General features: G+C 62.7%; 17 protein-coding genes. 11 read left to right on the forward strand and 6 right to left on the reverse strand.

The genetic code is table 11. The annotated features are described in order from the left end of the window. Nucleotides 1-102: 102 nt before the first annotated feature. The 3 genes from RA25_RS03360 to RA25_RS03370 all read right to left on the reverse strand — a co-directional run bounded on the left by RA25_RS03360 (nt 103) and on the right by RA25_RS03370 (nt 4,792). Nucleotides 103-1,185 carry a BamA/TamA family outer membrane protein gene (locus RA25_RS03360; protein ID WP_039170144.1) on the reverse strand — a complete coding sequence of 361 codons (1,083 nt, stop codon included), beginning with the start codon at nt 1,183-1,185 and terminating at the stop codon, nt 103-105. Nucleotides 1,186-1,216: 31 nt separating this feature from the next. Next, nucleotides 1,217-3,487 (reverse strand): mechanosensitive ion channel family protein, encoded by a 2,271-nt coding sequence (locus tag RA25_RS03365; RefSeq protein ID WP_082023029.1) that lies wholly within the window; start codon nt 3,485-3,487, stop codon nt 1,217-1,219. Nucleotides 3,488-3,886: 399 nt separating this feature from the next. Beyond that, nucleotides 3,887-4,792, reverse strand: a complete 906-nt coding sequence (locus RA25_RS03370; RefSeq protein ID WP_019297760.1) for a LysR family transcriptional regulator — start codon at nt 4,790-4,792, stop codon at nt 3,887-3,889. Nucleotides 4,793-4,961: 169 nt separating this feature from the next. On the opposite strand from RA25_RS03370, the gene RA25_RS03375 reads away from it, so the two are divergent. The 11 genes from RA25_RS03375 to RA25_RS03425 all read left to right on the forward strand — a co-directional run bounded on the left by RA25_RS03375 (nt 4,962) and on the right by RA25_RS03425 (nt 17,487). Next, on the forward strand, nt 4,962-8,381 hold the full coding sequence (locus RA25_RS03375; RefSeq protein WP_039170148.1) for an indolepyruvate ferredoxin oxidoreductase family protein: 3,420 nt from the start codon (nt 4,962-4,964) through the stop codon (nt 8,379-8,381). Between the two features lie 250 nt (nt 8,382-8,631). Beyond that, nucleotides 8,632-9,225, forward strand: coding sequence for a dimethylsulfonioproprionate lyase family protein (locus RA25_RS03380; RefSeq protein ID WP_039170150.1), 594 nt, complete (start codon nt 8,632-8,634; stop codon nt 9,223-9,225). 118 nt (nt 9,226-9,343) lie between these two features. Then, on the forward strand, nt 9,344-10,222 hold the full coding sequence (locus RA25_RS03385; RefSeq protein ID WP_039170152.1) for a lysophospholipid acyltransferase family protein: 879 nt from the start codon (nt 9,344-9,346) through the stop codon (nt 10,220-10,222). A gap of 9 nt (nt 10,223-10,231) precedes the next feature. Then, a complete protein-coding gene (gene murI, locus RA25_RS03390) occupies nt 10,232-11,041 on the forward strand; it encodes a glutamate racemase (protein ID WP_039146054.1) in 810 nt (269 codons plus the stop codon). A 114-nt stretch (nt 11,042-11,155) separates the two neighbouring features. Then, a complete protein-coding gene (gene argC, locus RA25_RS03395) occupies nt 11,156-12,184 on the forward strand; it encodes an N-acetyl-gamma-glutamyl-phosphate reductase (protein ID WP_039170154.1) in 1,029 nt (342 codons plus the stop codon). A gap of 40 nt (nt 12,185-12,224) precedes the next feature. Then, the gene (gene ccmE / locus RA25_RS03400) at nt 12,225-12,668 is read left to right on the forward strand and encodes a cytochrome c maturation protein CcmE (protein WP_039170156.1); all 444 of its coding nucleotides are present in this window, start codon (nt 12,225-12,227) and stop codon (nt 12,666-12,668) included. A gap of 197 nt (nt 12,669-12,865) precedes the next feature. Further along, complete coding sequence (locus tag RA25_RS03405) at nt 12,866-13,477, forward strand: holin-associated N-acetylmuramidase (RefSeq protein ID WP_039170159.1); 612 nt, start codon at nt 12,866-12,868, stop codon at nt 13,475-13,477. Further along, nucleotides 13,468-14,043 (forward strand): holin family protein, encoded by a 576-nt coding sequence (locus RA25_RS03410; protein WP_039170162.1) that lies wholly within the window; start codon nt 13,468-13,470, stop codon nt 14,041-14,043. Before RA25_RS03405 ends, RA25_RS03410 begins: the two co-directional genes overlap by 10 nt. Nucleotides 14,044-14,153: 110 nt before the next feature. Then, nucleotides 14,154-16,118 (forward strand): heme lyase CcmF/NrfE family subunit, encoded by a 1,965-nt coding sequence (locus RA25_RS03415; RefSeq protein ID WP_039170165.1) that lies wholly within the window; start codon nt 14,154-14,156, stop codon nt 16,116-16,118. A gap of 5 nt (nt 16,119-16,123) precedes the next feature. Further along, entirely contained in the window at nt 16,124-16,597 is a 474-nt protein-coding gene (locus RA25_RS03420; protein WP_039170347.1) for a cytochrome c-type biogenesis protein, read from the forward strand. Nucleotides 16,598-16,707: 110 nt separating this feature from the next. Continuing rightward, nucleotides 16,708-17,487, forward strand: a complete 780-nt coding sequence (locus RA25_RS03425; protein ID WP_039170167.1) for an enoyl-CoA hydratase-related protein — start codon at nt 16,708-16,710, stop codon at nt 17,485-17,487. A 59-nt stretch (nt 17,488-17,546) separates the two neighbouring features. On the opposite strand, the gene RA25_RS03430 is transcribed toward RA25_RS03425, so the two are convergent. The 3 genes from RA25_RS03430 to gltX form a co-directional block, all read right to left on the reverse strand. Further along, nucleotides 17,547-18,413, reverse strand: coding sequence for a calcium-binding protein (locus RA25_RS03430; protein ID WP_039170169.1), 867 nt, complete (start codon nt 18,411-18,413; stop codon nt 17,547-17,549). A gap of 295 nt (nt 18,414-18,708) precedes the next feature. Then, on the reverse strand, nt 18,709-20,004 hold the full coding sequence (locus tag RA25_RS03435) for a citrate synthase (RefSeq protein ID WP_019297773.1): 1,296 nt from the start codon (nt 20,002-20,004) through the stop codon (nt 18,709-18,711). Between the two features lie 127 nt (nt 20,005-20,131). Next, nucleotides 20,132-21,532: a glutamate--tRNA ligase gene (gene gltX, locus RA25_RS03440; protein ID WP_039170171.1), complete on the reverse strand. Its 1,401-nt coding sequence runs from the start codon at nt 21,530-21,532 to the stop codon at nt 20,132-20,134. Between the last annotated feature and the right edge of the window lie 37 nt (nt 21,533-21,569).

Consider the following 21,569-nt stretch of genomic DNA (forward strand, 5'->3'; position numbering starts at 1 on the left):
CGTAAACGTCCCCAATGGCTGCGATTGCGCGCCTTTTAGAGCAAGCTTTGCCATTGGGAAAGAGGGGTTGCGCAAACGGATGCACGCCGCGTGGCCCCAGTGTCAGAACCGCTGCCCGACATAGACATACAACTGGGTTTCCTGCGCGTTGTTGCGGCTGACATCAATGGAGAAATCCACCGGAAATTTCCTGGACACCCGGTAGCGCAGGCCTGCGCCGGCGGCGCTGTGGCTGCCGCCCTGCGTCAAATCGCCGAACTCCGGTCCTGTCCAGCCGGTGCCGGCAAAGACCACGCTGCCCCAGCGCTTGGAAAACCTTTTGCGGTACTCGGCCTGCACCGAGACAGAGCGCGCGCCGATGAACTGCGTGCTGTTGAAGCCCCGCATGTTGTCGGTTGCGCCGATGGAGCACTGGTCGAAGAACGGCGTGTTGCCGGAGGCAGCGCAAAGGGTGCCGCGCAAGGCAAGCACACCGCGCCGCCCCAGCGGGCGGTAGCCGTCAAGAATGGCATAACCCTTGTCATACCGGCGGCTGAGCCCGCCCAGGGTGTGGGACCGGGTGGCAAAGGCAGTGAGCCGTGTGCCTTGCGTGGGATAGTCGCTGTCATCGCGCCGGTCCCAGTCGAGGCTGAGGCCGAAGGTGCCGATTTCCAGATCGGCGTCCGGCTGCAGGCTGGACGGCAGCAGCCCCGCGTTTGGCGTGATGCCCGTCTCCAAGTAGCGCAGCAGGATCCCGGCAGACAGCTCCGGCGTCACCCCATACGCCGCGTTGATCCGCACCAGCGACCCGTCCTGGCTGACCGGCAGCACCCCAAGGCCGGTATAAAGGTCATAGACCGCATCCGCCCGTGCCGCGAAGGCCTTGACCTGCCAGCGGTTGCCGGGAAAGGCGAGGTTCACCATGGCTGCCGCCGCCTGACTGCCGTTATCGGATCTGAGACCACCCAGCCCGATCACAGAAGTATTGGCATCCGGGCTGGTCTTGAACAGATACCCGGCCCCCAACGCAAGACCGGAGCCGATCATCGGGCTGGAAAACGGCACCGGCGCCACCACGACAGAGCCGTTGCGGAAGCCATAACCCTCTGCCTTCTGCGCCGTCTCAATATGGTCCAGCTGCCGCTCCGTCTGCTCCGGCCCTGCAGCCAGCCCGGCCGTGGCAAGCACCGCCAGTCCAGCGACCAAAGCCGCGAACCTGACAGCGCAGCCAAAGGAGTTACTTTTTCTGCCCGGCAGCACCAGCTTCCCCCTCAGCCGCCTGTTGCTGCGCTGCACTGCCCGCGGCAGCAGCCACAGCGGCCTTTTCGGAGTCGTTCAACTGATCCGTATCCTCCAGCCCCGGGATCGCGACCCGGACTTCGCGGCGGGCAAAGTCGATGCCGTTTTCAGCAAAGGCTGCCTTGACCCGGTTGTAGATCTCCTTGCGGATGGTGAACTGTGTGCCCGGCTTGGCCATGAACTTGCCGCGCATGATCATGCCGACGTCGTCGAAATCAAACACGCCCTGGCTTTTGAACGGCTGCAGAAAGTCGTCCTTGTACAGTTCATCCTCCAGCATCGAGGCACCGATCTTCTTGAAGATCTTCTTGACCTTGTTGGGATCGGTATCAAACGGCACCGTGAAGCGCAGCTTCATGATCACCCAGTCGCGGCTGTAGTTGGTCAGCTTGGGGATCTCGCCATAAGGGATGGTGTTGATCGGACCGCGGTGATGGCGCAGCTGCATGGAGCGGATTGAAATCTTCTCCACCGTGCCGCGGGTGCCTTCGACCTCGACATATTCGCCAACGCGGAAGGCATCATCGACCAGGAAGAAGATGCCGGACACCACGTCCGACACCAGCTTTTGCGCGCCAAAGCCGATGGCGAGGCCCAGAATCCCGGCGCCGGCCAGCAGCGGCGTGATGTCGATGCCCAGCGCCCCAACCGCAAGCAGGCCAAAGATCACCGTAATGGCGATCTGCGCGGTGACCAGCAACAGCGGCAGCACCGTCGCCAGCCGCGAGCCGCCCGCGCCGCCGCCTTCGCCGCCGACCTCGGCCTCCTCGCCGGAGGTCTGCTCCTTGGCGAGCCGCCGGTTAATCCACAGCGACACGCCCTCATAGACCACATAGCCCACCGCAATGGTCATCAGGCAGCCGATGATGTTGCCGGCGATGCCTTCCGCACCAGAGGCAATGGCCATCAGGTCCACATCCCAGGCATTGGAGATGATCATCAGCACGATACCCGCGACCAGCACCCGGCCGATCCGGATATAGCTGCGCTTGGTGGAGATATAGGCGGCTTCGGCCAGATGGCCCTCGCCGGACATCGGCGGCACCAGATGCTTGACCAGCCCGCGGATGGCGGTGTCCAGCGCCGGCGCGGCCAGCAGCCAGAACATGGTGACGTAATGGGCGCCGTGGATCAGCTGTGCCACTTTGCCAAGTCCAACCAAGGTGCCGACGGCGACCCAGGTCAGCGCCGCCACTGCCATGGCGAAGAACGGGTAGTAATGCGCCGCAACCTCGTCATAGCGGGTGCGGTCCGGGTCCGTGCCGCGCATCATGTCGGTGAGGCCCTCGCGCGCGGTCCAGGCAATCCAGATGATGTAGACATAGACCAGGGTATCCAGCCAATAGGCCAGGCGGATCGATTCAGGCGGAACCCCGTTGGCCGTGTTGAACCCAACGGAAAAGATCGTAAGACCGGCCAGAAAAACCAGGCCAATGGTGTGCAGGTACAGGAAATCGGCCCAGCGGTCGCTGGCGTTGACCAGCCGCCGGTCCGGACGTTCCGGAGCCATGATGAAACGGGACACGGCCGCCCCAACGCGCGGCATCCAGATCAGATAGGTGACCATCGGTGCCGCAAACTGCAGCATCTGCGCATCGAGCAGCGCCCGGCCCACCGTGCGGATCACGATATAGAACACCACCAGGCCGATCATCTCACGCAGGAACCGCCGGCCCAGAAAGCTCAGCGCGCCTGCCAATGTGTCCGCATCGCCGCTGACGGCTTCAAGGTTGCGCCAGCGCGCGATCAGCTTGCGAACCGCAAATTCCGCAGCCAGGCCGATGGCGAGTGTCAGGGCAATCAGCCCCAGCATCTTCAGCACGCCGCCCAGGCCGCCGTGCTTTTGCACAAAATTGCCAATTGCGCGGGACTGGCCCTCCGGCAGGACCGGCAGTTTCCGCACCGCATCCGTGACCGGCAGCGTAAAGGCTGTCCACAGCTGCACCACCCGCCCGGTCAGGGTCGGGGGCTGGGCTTCGGCCTGCTGCCGGGCCGCCACGGCATCCAGCCTTTCAAGCAGCAGCGCCCGCACTTGATCGTCGGACATCCGGGCGACCATCTCATGTACGGCGTCCTCCGTCAGCGGATCGGGCAGGGCAGGCGCCTCGCTGGTCTGAGCAATGGCTGGCGCTTGCAGGACTGTTCCAAGAACCAGAACTGTCAAAAAAACGCTCAAAATGCGGGCGAAGTGCTGAAAATAAAACATCATCGGAACCTCCTGTGCCAGAAATTCGGGCCGGGTGCGGGTAACCTCTGGCTCAGTTGAACCGATGAGTTGTATTCAGGTCAAAGAAAAAAGGGTTTTTGTTGCAGGATGTTAATCCACGGCAGCTGTCTGCGGGGTGACGTTAAGCCAAAAAAAAGGCCGAGCACTAAGCTCGGCCGAAGTCCAACAGGGAGGTATGAAGGGGGGCGAAGCCGCCGCCTTCATGAGTTTCATTTAGGGTGATGACGCCTACCCTTCAAGGGGATTAACGCCAAATCAGCGTCAATGCTGCTATGCGGTTTTTGCATGGCTGGCGCAGCGGTTGGCGGCGTTTTGCCCTGCAGAATAAATAACCCGCCGCGGAACGGCGGAATTTTCCGGCTGGCACGGCGGCTGCGGACTTCAGAGCTTGCCCAGTTCTTTCATATGTTTGCGGTGGGCCATGATTTCACTTTGCACGAAATCGCGGAAGGCGCCGACACGCTGGGAATGACGCAGTTCCTCCGGATAGGCGAGGTAAACCGGAACCTCGTTCTGGGTCTCTTCTGGCAGCACCTCGACCAGATGCGGGAATTCTTCCGTCACATAATCAGGCAGAATGCCGATCCCAAGATTGTGCAGAACCCCTTGCATAACGCCAAAATAGTTATTCACAGTCAGCAGCGAGCCAGGGTCCATCGCCATCAGCTTCTTGCTGAGAACAGCTGCAGACCCAACCTGGGCAGAGTGCTGGTTCTGGCAGATCAGCCGGTGATTGGAAATATCTGCAGAAGTTTCCAACTCGCCGTGCTTTTCCAGGTAGGATGGAGTGGCATAGAGCCCCATCCGCACCGTCATCAGACGCTTGCGCACCAGATCGGCCTGGCTCGGCTCCTTCATGCGGATTGCCACGTCTGCTTCGCGCATCGGCAGGTCCAGCACCCGTTCCTCCAGCATCAAGTCAATCTTGAGATTGGGATACTGTTCGTAGAGCTTTGTCAGCCGCGGCGCCAGCCACAGGGTTCCGAACCCCACAGTGGTGGTGACCCTGAGTTCCCCGAACACTTCCTCTTCACTGTCGCGGATGCGGGCAGAGGCCGCCTCCAGCCGCGCCGACATGGATTGTGTGGCGTCAAACAGCAGCTCGCCCTGCTCGGTGAGAATCAGTCCGCGCGCATGACGGTGGAAAAGCGTCGCATTGAGGCTTTCCTCCAGCGCCCGGATCTGGCGGCTGACCGCCGATTGCGACAGATTCAGCTTGTCGCCCGCATGGGTCAGGCTGCCCGCATCGGCCACTGCGTGAAATATTCTGAGCTTGTCCCAATCCATATGTGTTACTTTCTGTCCGTTCGGGGCCGACTGTATGAAATCTTAGTTATGTATCAGTTTCCCCAGCGCAAGCGAGCAAAAACGAAAAAAATGCGGCTATTCAGGTCAGCAATTATGACCTATTCTTCCCGGCAGAAAGTGCAAGCTAATCCCGGTTGAGGAGGCCACGATGAGCACGCCGAAAATCACGCTGAACGACAAATACGATCTGACCAAATCCCCGGTACTGCTGAACGGCACCCAGGCGCTGGTTCGCCTGATGCTGATGCAGAAGCACCGCGACAAGGCGGAAGGTCTCAACACCGCCGGGCTTGTCACCGGTTACCGCGGTTCGCCCCTGGGGGCCGTTGACCTGCAGATGTCCCGCGCCGAAAAGCAGCTGAAAGAGGCGGATGTCACCTTTCAGTTCGGTCTGAACGAGGACCTGGCTGTCACCGCGCTCTGGGGCGCGCAGCAGGCAGAGGTGCGCGGCGAAGGCAAATACGACGGCGTCTTCGGCCTCTGGTACGGCAAGGGTCCGGGCGTTGACCGCTCCGGCGACGCGATCCGGCACGCCAATATGGCCGGCTCCTCCAAATACGGCGGCGTGCTGCTGGCAATGGGCGACGACCACACCGGCGAAAGCTCCACCGTGCTGCACCAGTCGGAATGGTCGCTCTTGGACTGCTACCTGCCGATCGTCAGCCCGGCCGGCGTGCAGGAAATCCTGGATTACGGTATCTACGGCTATGCGCTCAGCCGGTTCTCCGGCCTCTGGACCGGCCTAAAGACCATGAAGGATACCATTGAGGTCACCTCGGTTGTCGATGCCCGCCCGGAGCGGATGCAACTGGTCACCCCGGAATTTGACATGCCGGCCGACGGCCTCAACATCCGCCTGGATGACGACCGCTTCCGCCAGGAAAACCGCATCATCGATTACAAGCGTTTTGCGGCAGAGGCATTCAGCCATGCCAACAAGATGGACAAACGCATGTGGGGCAAACCCGGCGCCAAGATCGGCTTTGTGGCCGCGGGCAAGAACTGGCTCGACCTGGTGCATGCGCTGAAGCTCTTGAACATCGACGAAAACATGGCCGAACGGCTCGGCATCACCACCTACAAGGTGGGCCAGACCTGGCCGATGGACATGAAGGGCTTCAACGACTGGGCCGAGGGGCTGGACCTGATCGTCGTGGTCGAGGAAAAGCGCAAGCTGATCGAAATCCAGATCAAGGAAGCGATCTTTGACAACCGCCGCGGCCGCCGGGTTTACGGCTGGTATAAAGGCGGCGCCGGCGGCATGCACCGCGAGGAGCTGTTCCCGACCAAATACGCCCTCGACCCGATCATGATCGCCGAGAAACTGGGCGGCATCCTGATCGAGGAAGGCCGCGAGACCGAGGCAATCAAGGCCGGGATGGAGGCGCTGGCAGAAGCGCGCCGCGCCGACAACGCCGAGGAAATCGCCACCCGTCTGCCTTATTTCTGCTCCGGCTGCCCGCATAACAGCTCAACCAAGCTGCCCGACGGCTCCCGCGCCTATGCCGGCATCGGCTGCCACTTCATGGTGCAGTGGATGGACCGCGAAACCACTGGCTTCACCCATATGGGCGGCGAAGGCGTAAACTGGGTCGGCGAGGCGCCGTTCTCCACCCGTAAGCATGTGTTCCAGAACTTGGGCGACGGCACCTACAACCACTCCGGGGTGCAGGCGATCCGCGCGGCCTTGGCCGAAGGCACCAACATCACCTACAAGATCCTGTACAATGACGCGGTGGCGATGACCGGCGGCCAGCAGGCCGAGGGCGGCCTCACTGCCCAGCAGATCGCGCATGAGCTGAAGGCGATGGGCGTCAAGACCATGGCTGTGGTCTATGACGAGAAAGAGGACGTGGACGCTGCGCTGTTCCCGGCTGGCATGCGGATGCATGAACGCGCCGAGATGATGAAGATCCAGCGCGAGTTCGAACAGGTCGAGGGCGTCTCCGCCATCATCTACATCCAGACCTGCGCCGCCGAAAAACGCCGCCGCCGCAAGCGGGGGCAGTTCCCGGACCCGGACCAGCGGGTGTTCATCAACTCCGACGTTTGCGAAGGCTGCGGTGATTGCGGGGTGCAGTCGAACTGCGTCTCCATCGTGCCCAAGGACACCGAGCTGGGGCGCAAGCGCGCCATTGACCAGTCGTCCTGCAACAAGGACTTCTCTTGCCTGAACGGCTTCTGCCCGTCCTTCGTGACCGTCGAAGGCGCCAAGATCCGCAAGGAAGCAACCGCGGGCCTCGACCTGCCGGACTTGCCGAAACCGGAGCTGCCTGCAATCGACGGCACCCATAACGTGGTGATAACCGGCGTCGGCGGCACCGGCGTTGTGACCATCGGAGCGGTGCTGGCGCAGGCGGCGCAGATCGACGGCAAGGGCGCGGGCCTGATGGAAATGGCCGGCCTCGCCCAGAAGGGCGGCGCGGTGCATATCCACTGCCGGATTGCCAACAACCCCGAGGACATCTCCGCCATCCGTGTTGCCACCGGCGAAGCGCACGCCTTGATCGGCGGCGACCTGGTGGTGAGTGCCGGCGCCAAGACCCTGGGCCTGACCACCACCGGCAAGACCGGCGCGGTGGTGAACAGCCATGAGATTATCACCGGCGAGTTCACCAAGAACACAGAGTTCAAGGTGCCCTCCGACCGTCTGGAACTGGCATTGCAGGCGCGCCTCCGCGACCAGCTGGACCTGTTTGATGCGTCCGAGCTGGCCCGCGCCACCATGGGCGACTCGATTTTCTCGAACATGATGGTGTTCGGCGGTGCCTGGCAGAAGGGGCTGGTGCCCGTCAGCCATGAAGCCATCGAGCAGGCGATCGAGATGAACGGCGCCGCGGTGGACCGCAACAAGCGCGCTTTCGACATCGGCCGCTGGGCGGTGCTGCACCCGCAGGAAGCCGCCAGGCTGATTGAGCCCAAGGTGGTGGACAAGCCCAAGACATTGGATGAGAAGATCGCTTTCCGCGCCGATCATCTGGTGGCCTACCAGGGCAAGGGCCTTGCCAAGCGCTACGGCAGGCTGCTGGACGGCATCAGCGACCCCGCGCTGAAAGAAGCGGTGGCAAATGGCTATCACAAGCTGTTGTCCTACAAGGACGAATACGAAGTCGCCCGCTTGCTGCTCGACAGCCGCGCCAAGGCTGAAGAGGCGTTCGAGGGCGATCTGAAGCTCTCCTACCACCTGGCACCGCCGATGCTGGGCGGCACCGATCCCAACGGCCGTCCGAAGAAGCGTAAGTTCGGCGCCGGCATGGAGCGCGGGTTCCGCCTGCTGGCCAAGCTGAAGGGCTTGCGCGGCACACCGCTGGACGTCTTCGGCTACACCGAAGAGCGCAAGATGGAGCGGGCGCTGATCAAGCAGTATGAAGCTGACATGAAGGAATGGCTGCCCAAGGCTGCGCCTGAAATCATGGAGCCGCTCATGGCGCTGGCCGAACTGCCGCTGCAGATCCGTGGTTTCGGCCCGGTGAAGATGGCGAACGAGCAGAAGGCTGCCAAGCGCCGCGAGGAGCTGCTGGCCGCGCTGCGCCAGGGCGGCGTGCCGCTGAAACAGGCGGCAGAATAATACCGGGGCAGGGCGGGGCACACCCGCCCGCCTTGATCCTTTCGAAGAAAGGCCCAAGACAGTTGGGCCCGGCGCCGCGCTGACGCGCGGCGTTTGCCGTTCCGCCTTTTGGGACCGGTCCGCTTGAAAATTTTTGCTGCGGCGGTCGCTTTTGGCCAATTTTCCTGCAAATGCAGCGCGCGGCTTGACGCGCCGCCGCTAGGCTCGGCCCGGATTGCATGTTTCTGCTGCACCGGAAAGGAGCCGCCCGATGTCCCTCTCTCAGGCCCTGCAGGCCGCCCGCGAACTGCACAGCCGACTGCCTGCTCTGCGCGAATTTGCGCCCTGGCCCGGTGATTTGCAGCCGGCCGCGCTTGCGCCCGCAGCAATGCCCGCGCTGGATCAGGTGGCCGGGTTCGAGCAGCCTTGCACTGCCGCGACCCAGCCGCTGATCAATGCTCTGCGCAACTCGGCCTCCCAAGCGCATTGGACCCAGACCTACACCGAGGAAGAAGTCGGCGCGCATTTCCTGCAGAACTACGGCTATTTCGAGCTGTTCGGACCAACCGGCCATTTCCGCAGCACCCAGCTGCGCGGCTATATCGCCTATTGGGGCGCCGGGCTGAATTACGACTGGCACAGCCACGAGGCAGAGGAGCTGTATGTGGTTCTGGGCGGCGGCGCGCAGTTCCTGACAGAAGAGAACGAGAGCTGGCTGGGCGCTGGCGATACACGCCTGCACAGCGGCTGGCAGCCGCATGCGATGAACACGGGCGCAGAGCCGATCCTGACATATGTGCTGTGGCGCGGCGCCGGGTTGGAGGGCCTGCCTCTGATGGGCAGCAACCGGGAAGCCGCAGCCTGACCCGGTATCAGCCCCGGCCAGCGGTTTGCTGCAAAGCGTCACATCCCTGTCACAGACCTGTTGCATAGAGCGCTGCCGGTCTTATCTGGCCGGTATCACCAGACGGAGACCCGCCCAGATGCAGGCGCAGCGCCATATCGCCCGTGACATTTCCTATGCCCATTCGGCGTCTACCCGCGCGGGCCGCGCGGTCATCCGGCTGATGGAGAACTCCACCGGCCGGCTGAACCTGATCCGCCGCGCTGCAGGCTATGAGCAGGAGGTCGCCGCGGGACGGGATTTCTGGACCGTCATGGCCGAACGCTACGGGCTGACGCTGGATATCGCTGGCGGCGCGCTGGCGAACATCCCGCAAGACAAGCCGGTGATCCTGATAGCCAACCACCCCTACGGCATTCTCGACGGGCTGATGATGGGGCATATCCTGGCCCAGACCCGCGGCGATTTCCGCATTCTCGCCAATCACGTTTTCCGCAAGGCGGAGGATCTGAACAAGGTGATCCTGCCGGTGGACTTTGCCGAGACCCGGGAAGCAATGCAAACCAACCTGCAAACCCGCAAGGAGGCGCTCAGCTATCTGGGGCAGGGCGGCGCCATCGGCATCTTCCCAGGCGGCACCGTCTCCACCGCGGCGCGTCCTATGGGCCATCCGATGGACCCGGGCTGGCGCGGATTCACGGCCCGGATGATCGCCAAGTCGGAGGCGGTGGTGGTTCCGGTGTACTTTGACGGCCACACCTCGCGCCTGTTCCAGATCGCCAGCCATCTGCACGCAACCCTGCGCATGGGGCTGTTGATCCAGGAGTTCCGCAAGCGGGTCGATACCCCGGTCCGGGTCGTGATCGGCGAGCCGATGGGCCGCGACGTTCTGGCGCCTTTGGCAGGTGATACAAAAGCCCTTATGGATTTCTTGCGCAAAGCGACGTATGAGCTTTCTCCAGAACCTCTCAAATCCTATGCGTACGGGTTTGAGTTCGAAGAGAAACACCGCGCGTGAGAAGGCGACATGGCTGTAGGCATCTTTGATTCAGGCCTGGGCGGGCTGACCGTTCTGGACGCGGCGCAAAAGCGCCTGCCGGATGTGGATTTCCTCTATTACGGCGACAACGCCCGCGCACCCTATGGCGTGCGCGATGCTGAGGATGTGTATCAGCTGACCAAAGCCGCCGTGGCCGACATGTGGGACAAGGGCTGCGATCTGGTGATCCTCGCCTGCAACACCGCCTCTGCCGCCGCCCTGCGCCGGATGCAGGAAGGCGGGCTGCCCCAGGGCAAACGGGTGCTGGGCGTGTTTGTGCCGCTGATTGAGGCGTTGACCGAGCGGCAGTGGGGTGACAACTCGCCGCCGCGCGAGGTTGAGGTGAAACACGTGGCGCTGTTCGCAACTCCCGCCACTGTCGCCAGCCGCGCCTTTCAGCGGGAACTGGCCTTCCGCGCCATCGGTGTCGACGTCGAGGCGCAGGCCTGCGGCGGTGTTGTCGATGCGATCGAGGACGGCGACATGATCCTGGCCGAGGCGCTGGTGCGCTCCCACGTCGATGCGCTGAAACGCAAGATGCCGCACCCGCAGGCTGCGATCCTTGGCTGTACCCATTACCCGCTGATGGAGAAGACTTTTCAGGAAGCACTGGGTCCGGACGTCAAGGTCTTCAGCCAAGGCAACCTGGTGGCCGACAGCCTGTCGGACTATCTGACCCGCCACCCGAACATGTACGGCAACGGTGCGGGCGGGTTCTATACCACCGGAAACCCCGGGCGCGTCAGCGACCGCGCGACCCAGTTCCTCCGACGGGAAATCTCCTTTCAGGCGGCCTGATCGCAAACGCCCTGGAACCTTGTTCCAGGTCAAAGTGCGCGGGCGCAGTTTTCCCTATTTCTTTCCGCAGATGGCTGCGGAACCGGCATATCACATCGAAAGACGAGGTCTGACATGACCCATAAAGTGGCTATCCTTGGCGCTTCCGGCTACACCGGCGCCGAACTGGTGCGGCTGATTGCCCAGCACCCGAACATCGACATCGCGGCGCTCTCCGCCGACCGCAAGGCCGGCATGACCATGGCCGAAGTGTTCCCGCACCTGCGCCATATGGAGCTGCCGGTGCTGTGCAAGATCGACGAGATCGATTTCTCCGGCATCGACCTCTGCTTTTGCGCGCTGCCGCACAAGACCAGCCAGGAAGTGATCGCAGGCCTGCCCAAGACCCTGAAGATCGTCGACCTGTCGGCAGACTTCCGGCTACGCGACCCCGCGGAGTATGAGAAGTGGTACGGCAACCCGCACGCCGCGCTGGCGCAGCAGGAAGAGGCGGTCTATGGCCTCACCGAGTTCTACCGGGAAGAGATCAAATCCGCACGGCTGGTTGCAGGCACCGGCTGTAACGCCGCCACCGGCCAGTTTGCCTTGCGGCCGCTGATCGAAGCCGGCGTCATCGACCTGGACGAGATCATCCTGGACCTGAAATGCGCCGTCTCCGGCGCCGGCCGGTCGCTCAAGGAAAACCTGCTGCACGCGGAGCTGAGCGAGGGCTACAACGCCTATGCCATCGGTGGCACCCACCGGCACCTGGGCGAGTTCGACCAGGAATTCAGCAAAATCGCCGGCCGCCCTGTGAAGGTGCAGTTCACCCCGCATTTGCTGCCGGTGAACCGCGGCATTCTTGCGACCGTCTATGTCAAGGGCGATGCACAGGCGATACATGATACCTTTGCCAAGGCTTACGCCGATGAACCCTTCATCGAATTGCTGCCGTTTGGCGAGGCGCCGAGCACCCACCACGTGCGCGGCTCCAACTTCTGCCATATCGGCGTGGCGCAGGACCGGATCGAAGGCCGCGCCATCGTCATCGCAGCACTGGATAACCTGACAAAAGGAAGCAGCGGCCAGGCCTTGCAGAACGCCAACCTGATGTTAGGTGAGGAAGAGACCGAAGGCCTGATGATGGCGCCGCTGTTCCCCTGATCCGGGGGCGGCGCTGGCTTGGGCTTGAAATGAGGACACCATGAAGAACCTGAAGAAACAGCGCCGTATCCAGGTCATCGCCATTGCCGCGGTGGCCCTGATCGTTGCCACCGTCCTGATCGGCTATGCCTTGCAGGACGGGATCAACTATTTCCGTTCGCCCAGCCAGGTGGCGGAGGAACCGCCGAAACCCTCCGAGGTGTTCCGCATCGGCGGGCTGGTGGCCGAAGGCTCTTTGCAGCGCGGCCAAGGCATGACCGTGCGCTTTGACGTGACCGACGGCGGCGCTACGGTGCCCGTCGCCTATACCGGCGTGCTGCCCGATTTATTCGAGGAGAACCAGGGCATGGTCGGCACCGGCAGCTACGTCAATGGCGTGTTCGAAGCCACTGAAATCCTGGCGAAACATGACGAGACCTACATGCCCAAGGAAGTCATGGACGCGCTGAAGGAACAAGGCGTTTATCAGGAGCCCGAAACCTAAGCCCGGTCATGGAAGCAGAGCGCTCCCGCCCCAAGAACGCCTCCCTCACGGGGGGCGTTTTGCGTTGGGCCGGGCGCCGCGCAATGCGCGGCGCGGCAGCGCCCTGGGCAGGTGTTGCGTATCCTGCGTACGGTGGTGTCAGGAGATCTTAGGCCCTGTGCGGCAGTATGACCCAAACCGAAGAATGGTGAGGCGACATGCAAACAGTGACTGAGATTGCAGAACAGATCGTGGCGCGCGAAGGCGGCTTTGTGAATGACCCGGCTGACCCGGGCGGCGCAACCAAATACGGTGTGACCATCGGCACGATGCGGCGGCTGGGGCTGGACCTGACCGGCGACGGGCGGGTGGGAGTTGCGGATGTGCAGGCGCTCAGCCGGGCGCAGGCGGTGGAGATTTTCATCCGCCATTATTACGAGGCTCCCGGTATCGCCAGCCTGCCGGCCTGCCTGCAGGCGACTGTCTTTGACATGTATGTGAATGCAGGCAGCAATGCGGTGCGCATCCTGCAGCGGCTGTTGAATGAAATGGGATTTGGCGTGGTTGTGGACGGCGCCATCGGCCCGGAGACGGCATCGGCGGCCGAGCAGGCGGCATTGGTTGACGCGGACGCCCTGCGCGACGCCTATGGCATAGCGCGCCGCAATTACTATTTCCGCCTTGCTGACCGCCGCGCGGCCAGCCGCAAGTTCGCCCGCGCCCGTGACGGCACCAAAGGCGGCTGGATCAAACGGGCGGAGGAGTTCATCTCAGCCCAGTACCACCTGAGCCGGCAGGCATTTCAGCGGAGGACAGCAGAATGGGGCTGATCACGGATGTTCTGGGATTGATTTTTGGGAGGCATCGCAACGTATTGCGGGAAACTGTTGAAGTTTTCCGGGAAAACGCCGAAGCCGGTGCAGAGCGGGCGTACGCAATGCAGGGCGCCGCGCTGGAGCAATTGGCGGCCGAGTTTCAATATGGCGGCAAAAGCCGGTTCGACCGGATCATGGACGGCGTCAACCGGCTGCCCCGGCCTTTGCTGGCGCTGGGAACCCTGGCGCTGCTGATCTCGGCCCTCAGCGATCCGGTCTGGTTTGCCGCTCGGATGCAAGGCCTGGCGCTGGTGCCGGAACCCTTGTGGTGGCTGTTGGGGGTGATTGTCTCCTTCTACTTCGGTGCGCGCCATCAGATGAAAAGCCAGGAATTCCAGCAGGGGCTGGCCGCCAGCGTGGCAAGGGCGCCGCAGGTGGCCCGCAACATCGCGGCTCTTGAAGGTTTGCGGGCAGACTCACCGGCTGTCGCGGCAACCGGCACCGATGCCGCCGCCCGGCTGGATGCCACCGAAACGGAGGTCAACCCGGCCCTGAGGGCCTGGAAAGCCCGCCGCGGCTGATCACAATTTGCCCTCTGCGGCGGCGTGGCGCGGCGTTTGCCATTGGCCCTCCCGGCAGAGAGGCGTATAGGAAACCCATCCCTGAAGACCATGCATGGACAGACCGGCACATGATCACAGAACTCGGACATTTCGCCCTAATTCTCGCCTTCATGATTGCCATCGTGCAGGCCGTTATCCCCTTGATCGGCGCCCATAAACGCTGGCCTGGCTGGATGGCCGTGGCAGAGCCCGCAGCACAGGCGCAGTTCCTGTTCACCGCGTTCTCTTTCGGCGCGCTGATGTGGGCCTTCATCACCTCGGACTTCTCGCTGAAGCTGGTGACGCTGAACAGCCATTCGGCCAAGCCGATGCTCTATAAAATCTCCGGCACCTGGGGCAACCACGAGGGTTCGATGCTGTTGTGGGTGCTGATTGTCAGCCTGTTCGGCGCCATGGCCTCCGTCTTTGGCGGCGGGCTGCCGCCCACCTTGAAAGCCCGCGTGCTGTCGGTTCAGGCCGCGATTGGCGTGGCCTTCTTTGCCTTCATACTGTTCACCTCCAACCCGTTCCTGCGGCTGACGGTGCCGCCGTTCGACGGCCAGGACCTGAACCCGCTGCTGCAGGACCCGGGCCTCGCCTTCCACCCGCCATTCCTCTACCTCGGCTATGTGGGCCTCAGCATGGCGTTCTCCTTTGCCGTGGCCGCCCTGATCGAAGGCCGCATTGACGCTGCATGGGGCCGCTGGGTGCGGCCGTGGACACTGGCGGCTTGGGTGTTCCTGACCATCGGCATCGCTCTGGGGTCCTGGTGGGCCTATTACGAGCTTGGCTGGGGCGGTTTCTGGTTTTGGGACCCGGTTGAAAACGCCTCCTTCATGCCTTGGCTGCTGGCCGCCGCTCTGCTGCACTCCGCCATCGTGGTGGAGAAGCGCGAGGCCCTGAAAAGCTGGACCATCCTCTTGGCGATCCTTGCCTTCGGCTTCTCGCTGATCGGCACTTTCATCGTGCGCTCCGGCATCATCACCAGTGTGCACGCCTTCGCCAACGACCCGGAGCGCGGCGTGTTCATCCTGTTCATCCTGGCCTTCTTCACCGGCGGCGCGCTGACGCTGTTTGCAGCCCGCGCACAGGCGATGGAGGCCAAGGGCCTGTTTGGCATGGTCAGCCGCGAGACCGCGCTGGTGGCCAACAACATCCTGCTGGCCGTCAGCTGCTTTGTGGTGTTCTTCGGCACCGTCTGGCCGATCATCGCGGAGATGGTCTTTGCCCGCAAGTTGAGCGTCGGCCCGCCGTTCTTCAACTCTGCCTTCACCCCGTTCATGGTGGTTCTGGGGCTGATCATGCCGATTGGCGCCATGCTGCCGTGGAAACGCGGCAGGATCGGCAAGGTGGCCTGGCAGCTGCGCTATGTTTTCGTGCTGGCGGTATCGCTGGGCGTCTTGGCCTGGGCGATGCAGACCGGCAAATCGGCGCTGGGGCCGGTGGGACTGTTCCTGGGTTCCTGGATGGTCTTTGGCGCGCTGGCCGACCTGTGGCTGCGCAGCGGCCGCGAGAACCGCCTTGGCCGTATGCTGCGGCTGCCGCGGGCGGATTGGGGCAAGGCGGTGGCCCATGGCGGACTGGGTATCACCATCTTTGCCATCGCGGGCCTCACGGCCTGGGAGCAGGAAGACATCCGTGTTGCCCAGCTGGGAGAGCCGTTTGATGTCGGGGCCTTCACCCTGAAGCTGACGGATGTCAGCCGCGAGCAGGGGCCGAACTATTTCACCACCAAGGGCCGCGTCGAAGTCACCCGCAATGGCCGCCCCGAGGCGGTCATGTTCCCGGAAAAACGCGACTACCCGGTTGCCAAGATGCCCACCACCGAGGCGGCGATTGATTACCGCGTGACCCGTGACCTCTATGTGGTGCTGGGGGATCAGCAGGCGGACGGCAGCTGGACCATGCGGACCTATATCAAGCCCTTTGCCAACTGGATCTGGGCAGGCTGCATCCTGATGTCGCTTGGCGGGCTCCTCAGCCTCAGCGACCGGCGGTTCCGGGTGGCCGCCGGCGCGCGCAAGACACCATCGGCGGGAGTGCCAGCGGAATGAAACAGATGCGTTTCCTGATCCTTGCCCTGGCGGCGCTGGTGGCTGTTGCAGTCTTCGTTCCGGCCCCGGTGCTGGCGGTGGAGCCGGATGAGGTGCTGGAGGACCCGGCGCTGGAGGCCCGGGCCCGCGAGCTGTCCGAAGATCTGCGCTGCCTGGTCTGCCGCAATGAGAGCATTGATGACTCCAATGCCGACCTGGCCCGTGACCTGCGGGTCCTGCTGCGCGAGCGGTTGGTGGCCGGGGACAGCGACCGGGAGGCGATGGATTTCATCGTCGACCGCTATGGCGAGTATGTGCTGCTGAATCCCACGGCGCAGGGCGCCAACCTCCTGCTTTGGGCTGCGGGTCCATTGATGCTGCTGGCAGCGCTGGTGATCGGGATCTTCTATGTCCGCGGCCGGGCGCGCACGCCAAAGGCGGCAGAGCAATCCCTGAGCGCGGAAGAGCAGGAACGGCTCAAGAAAATCCTGGAGGATTGACGCCGGGTCTGTCTTTCCGGCCCGCGCGCTTTGCGTCACCATGCCTGCCAACCGGCTGCGCAGGCGGACAGATCGCGCGGCCCAAGGCTATTGTTAGATGGGGCACTCCGATGGAATACAAAGAAATCCTGTTTTCACTGCAGGACGGGCTGGCGGTGATCACGCTGAACCGGGAGGCGCGCAAGAATGCGCTGACCAGCCGGATGCGGTCGGAAATCACCCATGCGATGCGGCTGGCCGCAGCTGAGGCACGGGCAGTGGTGCTGACGGGCGCGGGCGATGCGTTTTGCTCCGGCCAGGACCTGAGCGATGCAGGCAGCACCGGCGGCGCGCTGGATCTGGAGCGCACCCTGCGGGATGAATACCTGCCGATGCTGCAGGCGATCTATGATTGCCCGGTTCCGGTAGTGGCCGCAGTCAACGGTGCAGCAGCCGGGGCAGGGGCCAACCTGGCGCTGGCGGCGGATGTGGTGATTGCCTGCGAAAGCGCGTTCTTCATGCAGGCCTTCACCAAGATCGGACTGATCCCCGATGCCGGCGGCACCTGGTTCCTGCCGCGCCAGATCGGCCTGGCCAAGGCGACGGGTGCGGCGCTGTTTGCCGACCGCATCAGCGCGCAGCAGGCCAGCGACTGGGGCATGATCTGGGAAGCCGTGCCGGACGCGGAATTCGACGCCCACTGGCGCGCGCGGGCGGCCTATCTGGCCGAAGGCCCGACCAAGGCGCTGGCGGCAACCAAAACCGCCCTGCGCGAAAGCTATACCCGCACCCTGGCAGAGCAGCTGTCGGAAGAGGCGCATCTTCAGGGGCAGTGCGGCAAGACGCGGGATTTCCTGGAGGGTGTCACCGCCTTCATGGAAAAGCGCCCCGCGAAATTCGAGGGGCGCTGACAAGTACTGATGAGCCGCTGCTGTGATTTTGTGCCTCAGCTTATCTGAGGCACATTTTTTCAGACCAGTGTTGATCCGCTGCCACCCCGGTCGACGATGGAGACGTCGCCTAGGGAAAAATCTTCTCCGACACCAGGCAGGCGGGCAACCAGAACATTGTCAGCAAACAGAAGAGCTGTTCCCTCTCCATCGAAAAGATGATTCACCGAAAGCTCAGGCGTCGGACCTTCTCCATCATGCGAGTACACAAGGACATCTTCGCCTGGGTCAAAATCGGTGACCGTCACCGGGTCATGATTTGAAACAACCCAATCGCCGACACCCAGAGTGTCGCTGCCGCTGCCAAGCGTCACTGTGTCTCCGTCGCCGGCAATGACCGTGTCGTCGCCAGCACCGCCGAAGACCTCGTCAGCCTGTGCATCCGTGTCGGTATCCGGCGTGTAATACTGATTCAATTCGGTGAAATCGGTGATGCTGCCATCGCTGACACCGCGGGCAAAGTTGACAATGCCTTCTCCATCAACCGCTGTCGTCGCGAAGATCAGGTCATTGCCGCCGTCACCGTAGATCGTATCAGAACCCGCATTGTCGACAAGCGTGTCGTCTTCCGACCCGCCTCGCAAGAAGTCGTCCCCTTCGCCGCCGACAATGACGTCCTCGCCGTCGCCACCAAAAATACGGTCGTCGCCGCCACGCCCTTCCGCAACGTCGTTGCCGCCGCGCAGGAAAATTGTTTCATCCTGATCGCTCGCTGTGAAATCGTCGTCACCGTCCGAGGTTGTGATGCTGCTGCCATCTTCCGTGAGGGACTCCGGAATGGGTTCGGAAGAGTTGCTTTCTTCCTGCACCTCATCATCGTCGTCATCCAGCGCAATCGCCACGCCGCCGATGGTGAGGCCGATGCCGAGCAAGATCAAAAATTCCATGTCATCAATCCCGTAGTCAGCTGGCAGACGGCGTTCTGCAGTACCGCGCGCGGGGAGGCGCTCTGCCAGAATTGAATAAACTCCTCAGTTCAGTATTGGGTTGTGTGAGTTTAGTCAAATACTCTTAAATATTGAATTTTCAGAAGAAACAGTCTGGCTGGAAACCGGTTATTGTCCCGGATCGCCACCCTTTCCGCGGGTCGTCCCGCAGCGTTCGGGGCGGCCGTGTGCGGAGTGAGCACAAAAGAAAACGCCCCGCAGTCGGCGGGGCGTTTGAAATGTTTTGAACCGGCGCTCAGCGCTGTTCGATGTCGACGTAGTCGCGCAGGGTTTCGCCCAGATACAGCTGGCGCGGGCGGCCGATCTTGTTCTGCGGATCGGCGATCATTTCCTTCCACTGCGAGATCCAGCCGACGGTGCGCGACAGCGCGAAGATCGGGGTGAACATCGAAGTCGGGAAGCCCATCGCCTCGAGGATGATGCCGGAGTAGAAGTCGACGTTCGGGAACAGCTTCTTCTCGATGAAGTAGGGGTCGTTGAGCGCGGTCTGCTCCAGCTCCTTGGCGACCTGCAGGAGCGGGTTGTCATCGACGCCCAGGAGCTCCAGCACTTCATCGGCGGACTGTTTCAGCACGGTCGCGCGCGGGTCGGTGTTCTTGTAGACGCGGTGGCCAAAGCCCATCAGGCGGAACGGGTCGTTCTTGTCCTTGGCGCGGGCGATGTATTCCGGAATGCGGTCGACGGTGCCGATTTCCTTGAGCATCTCCAGGCAGGCCTGGTTGGCGCCGCCGTGGGCCGGGCCCCAGAGGCAGGCGATGCCGGCTGCGATGCAGGCGAACGGGTTTGCCCCGGAGGAAGACGCCAGGCGCACGGTGGAGGTGGAGGCGTTCTGCTCGTGATCTGCGTGCAGGGTCAGAATACGGTCCATCGCCCGGCTGAGGATCGGGTTCACATGGTATTCCTCGGCCGGAACAGAGAAGCACATGTGCAGGAAGTTGGCCGCGTAATCCAGATCGTTGCGCGGATACACAAACGGCTGGCCGATCGAATACTTGTAGGCCATCGCGGCGATGGTCGGCAGCTTGGCGATCAGGCGCACGGCGGCAACTTCGCGCTGCCAGGGATCGGTCACATCCAGCGAGTCGTGATAGAAGGCCGACATTGCGCCGACAACACCCACCAGAGTTGCCATCGGGTGCGCATCGCGGCGGAAGCCGCGGAAGAAGTTGTGCATCTGCTCATGCACCATGGTGTGACGGGTCACACGGGTCTCGAAATCCTCGAGCTGGGCTGCGGTCGGCAGTTCACCGTAAAGCAGCAGGTAGCAGACCTCGAGGTAATGCGATTTGGACGCCAGCTGGTCGATCGGGTAGCCGCGGTGCAGCAGCTCGCCTTTGTCGCCATCAATATAGGTGATGGTGCTGTCGCAGCTGGCGGTGGAAGTGAAGCCCGGGTCGTAGGTGAACACACCTGCCTGCGCGTAGAGCTTGCGGATGTCGACAACATCGGGCCCGGCCGTCGGCGAGAAAATGGGCAGCTCAAAGCTTTCGCCATCCAGCGTGAGCGTGGCTGATTTCTGTGTGTCGGTCATAAATGTCCCTTCCTGTTGCAGGCACGAATACCGCCCGGTCCGGGTGCATTCATGCGGGCAGCGCCTGCGCGGTTTCGCGCAGGGGTTGTCGTATCAAAACAGGCTTTCCCGGGCGTTAAGACCGCAGTCAGCCTGTTGCGTCCTTGAGCCGGGCGAGGGTTTCCTCGCGGCCTAGAATCAGCATCATGTCGAACACCGAAGGCGTTACCGCCCGGCCGGCCAGCACCGCCCGCAAGGGGCCTGCCAGTTTGCCGAACTTGGTATCATGGGCTTCTGCAAATCCGTTCAGAAGCGCCTCCAGATCGTCACGGACCCAGCTAGCATTTTGCAGCTGCGGCGTCAATTCTTCCAGTATACCATCGGATACAGACGTCAGAGCCTTTTCTGCCTTCGCGTCCCGGTCAAGAGGCCGTGAAGCAAGGATAAAATGCGCTTTTTCAAGCAGTTCAGGGAAGGTGCGCGCGCGGTCCTTGAGGCAATACATCGCACGCTCCAGACCTTGTGACTGCGCGTCAGTCAGGGCGGGTTCCCCGGCAGCCGCCAAATAGGCGCAGATTTCCTGCCGCAGTGCGGCATCATCGCCGATGGCAATGTGCTGGCCGCAGAGATTCTCCAGCTTCTTGGTGTCGAACCGGGCCGGGCTTTTGCCGATGCCGCCGAGATTAAACCACTCTTTGGCCTGCGCGTCCGTAAAAAACTCGTCATCGCCGTGTGACCAGCCGAGACGTGCCAGGTAGTTGCGCATGCCGGCAGCCGGATAGCCCATCGCCTGGTATTCCTGTGCGCCAAGCGCGCCGTGGCGCTTGGAGAGCTTTTTGCCGTCGGCGCCGTGGATCAGCGGGATATGCGCCCAGACTGGCACGTCCCAGCCCATCGCCTGATAGATCATCATCTGGCGGGCGGCGTTGTTCAGGTGATCGTCGCCGCGGATCACATGGGTCACGCCCATGTCGTGATCATCAACCACAACCGCCAGCATATAGACCGGGGTGCCGTCGGAGCGCAGCAGAATCATGTCGTCCAGCTGGTCGTTGCGGATGGTGACGTCGCCCTGCACCTCATCCTGGATCACGGTGGCGCCGTCCTGCGGCGCCTTGATGCGGATCACATAAGGCGCGTCCGGGTGGCTGGCGGCATCCGCGTCGCGCCAGGGAGAGCGGTAGAGCGTCGATTTGCCCTCTGCCTTGGCCTGATCGCGGAAGGCAGCAATTTCTTCCTGGGTGGCAAAGCACTTATACGCCTTGCCTTCGGCCAGCAGCTGTTTCGCCACTTCGGCGTGGCGGTCCGCGCGTTCAAACTGGCTGATCACCTCACCGTCATGGTCCAATCCCAGCCATTCCATACCCTGCAGGATGGCCGCGGTGGCCTCCGGCGTGGAGCGTTCGCGGTCGGTATCCTCGATCCGCAGCAGGAACTTACCGCCACGGCCGCGGGCATAGAGCCAGTTGAACAGCGCGGTGCGGGCGCCGCCGATATGCAGATAGCCGGTGGGAGAGGGCGCGAAGCGGGTGACAACCGGTTGGGTCATGTGCAGGATTTACCTTTTGGAAACCATGTGAGGCGTA

Source organism: Leisingera sp. ANG-S5 (assembly GCF_000813925.1).
Classification (GTDB): Bacteria; Pseudomonadota; Alphaproteobacteria; order Rhodobacterales; family Rhodobacteraceae; genus Leisingera.

Excerpts from the sequence above, each read along its gene's own strand:
- RA25_RS03370 (WP_019297760.1), bottom strand. The coding sequence starts at position 4,792 with ATGGATTGGGACAAGCTCAGAATATTTCACGCAGTGGCCGATGCGGGC.
- ccmE (WP_039170156.1), top strand. The coding sequence starts at position 12,225 with ATGAAGAACCTGAAGAAACAGCGCCGTATCCAGGTCATCGCCATTGCC.
- RA25_RS03375 (WP_039170148.1), top strand. The coding sequence starts at position 4,962 with ATGAGCACGCCGAAAATCACGCTGAACGACAAATACGATCTGACCAAA.
- RA25_RS03420 (WP_039170347.1), top strand. The coding sequence starts at position 16,124 with ATGCGTTTCCTGATCCTTGCCCTGGCGGCGCTGGTGGCTGTTGCAGTC.
- murI (WP_039146054.1), top strand. The coding sequence starts at position 10,232 with ATGGCTGTAGGCATCTTTGATTCAGGCCTGGGCGGGCTGACCGTTCTG.
- argC (WP_039170154.1), top strand. The coding sequence starts at position 11,156 with ATGACCCATAAAGTGGCTATCCTTGGCGCTTCCGGCTACACCGGCGCC.
- RA25_RS03405 (WP_039170159.1), top strand. The coding sequence starts at position 12,866 with ATGCAAACAGTGACTGAGATTGCAGAACAGATCGTGGCGCGCGAAGGC.
- RA25_RS03385 (WP_039170152.1), top strand. The coding sequence starts at position 9,344 with ATGCAGGCGCAGCGCCATATCGCCCGTGACATTTCCTATGCCCATTCG.
- RA25_RS03415 (WP_039170165.1), top strand. The coding sequence starts at position 14,154 with ATGATCACAGAACTCGGACATTTCGCCCTAATTCTCGCCTTCATGATT.
- gltX (WP_039170171.1), bottom strand. The coding sequence starts at position 21,532 with ATGACCCAACCGGTTGTCACCCGCTTCGCGCCCTCTCCCACCGGCTAT.
- RA25_RS03380 (WP_039170150.1), top strand. The coding sequence starts at position 8,632 with ATGTCCCTCTCTCAGGCCCTGCAGGCCGCCCGCGAACTGCACAGCCGA.
- RA25_RS03430 (WP_039170169.1), bottom strand. The coding sequence starts at position 18,413 with ATGGAATTTTTGATCTTGCTCGGCATCGGCCTCACCATCGGCGGCGTG.
- RA25_RS03425 (WP_039170167.1), top strand. The coding sequence starts at position 16,708 with ATGGAATACAAAGAAATCCTGTTTTCACTGCAGGACGGGCTGGCGGTG.
- RA25_RS03435 (WP_019297773.1), bottom strand. The coding sequence starts at position 20,004 with ATGACCGACACACAGAAATCAGCCACGCTCACGCTGGATGGCGAAAGC.
- RA25_RS03365 (WP_082023029.1), bottom strand. The coding sequence starts at position 3,487 with ATGATGTTTTATTTTCAGCACTTCGCCCGCATTTTGAGCGTTTTTTTG.
- RA25_RS03410 (WP_039170162.1), top strand. The coding sequence starts at position 13,468 with ATGGGGCTGATCACGGATGTTCTGGGATTGATTTTTGGGAGGCATCGC.